General features: G+C 59.2%; 1 protein-coding gene. It reads right to left on the bottom strand.

Annotation, left to right across the window (positions count from 1 at the left end; translation table 11 throughout):
- Positions 1-445 precede the first annotated feature (445 nt).
- The coding region (locus tag D620_RS15475; RefSeq protein WP_017666495.1) for an IS1595 family transposase at positions 446-1,217 on the bottom strand (772 nt) is incomplete at its 5' end.

Here is a 1,217-nt window from a genome sequence, read left to right as displayed (position 1 = left end):
GGATGGAACGGTAGCGCACGCTCTTGCGATCGGCATCGATGACGCGGCACGCCCGCCGCTCGCTCAAACGAGCCAGACAGGACTTATTCGCCCCGCAACGCTAGGTAAGCGAAAGCGCATATCGACCCGAACAGGATGATCGCGCCGACAGACCATGCTGCCCCGACGTCCAAAGCCTTGAGAGCCGAAAGGCCTAGCAGAACTGTGAGGCCGGTAAGGGCTACCTGCCCCTTCACGGATAATTTTTGGCGCTTCATCATCTTGCGTCGATGATGCTTTGGCGGCAGATTGCGTAAAACATGAGTCATATCAAACATTTGAATCACAAGGAATTTTGCGGTGCCAGAGAGTAACATGACACTTCGAGAAGCGCGAGCGAAAAACGATATCTCAGGATTTGTCCGGTGCCACGAAGGCGACATCGGTGACGCCGACGCCTTCGACCTTACTTTGCAGGCAATGGCCGGAACGTCGAAAGAAGCTCCGGCAGCATCGCCTCCGGACAGTTCCGGCGATTGAAGCGATACTCAAATTCCTTGACGTAGCGGTTGAGGTGCCTCGGGCTGACGCTGGTGTGCGTTCCGCCGATTGACCGCTTCAGGTGGCTCCAGAAGCTTTCGATGGCGTTCACCGTCGCGCCTTCGTCCGAAACCCATTCCTCGGCCTTGTGATTGACGCTCTTGTGCCAATAGCCGTTGATGGTCGCCAGACCGCCATAGGCGCGGTGCTCATCGGTATGGACTTCGGTGTGCGGGCGCACGTTCTTGACGATATGCGGTAGCAGGGTGCCGCTCTTGCGATCAGCGACCACTTCCGCGACCAGCTCGCCACGCTTTTCGAGCATCCCGAACACGACGGTCTTGCCCTTGCCGCCCATGCCGTTGCGGCGATAGCCCCCGACAAAGGTTTCATCGACCTGCACGGTCTTGAACGGGCCGCCAAGCGGGCGGTCACCGTCAACATCAGCCATGTGTTCGCGGATCAGCGCGGCCATGCGCCATGCAGTCTTGTAAGTGACCCCAAGCTGGCGCTGCAATTCCTTGCCGGAAACGCCGTGGCGCGTCGTGGTGAACAGGTGGATGGCATAGAACCACAGTTGCAGCGGGGTGCGGGTCTTTTCAAACGGAGTGCCCACAGTCGGGTGCAGGTGGTGACCGCACCACTGGCAGGAATAGGCGCGCTCGGCCTTGATGCGATACCAGTTCGAAGGGCGCTCG

Source organism: Porphyrobacter sp. AAP82 (assembly GCF_000331285.1).
Taxonomy (GTDB): Bacteria; Pseudomonadota; Alphaproteobacteria; order Sphingomonadales; family Sphingomonadaceae; genus Erythrobacter.
This window is presented reverse-complemented; position numbering and strand designations above follow the sequence as displayed.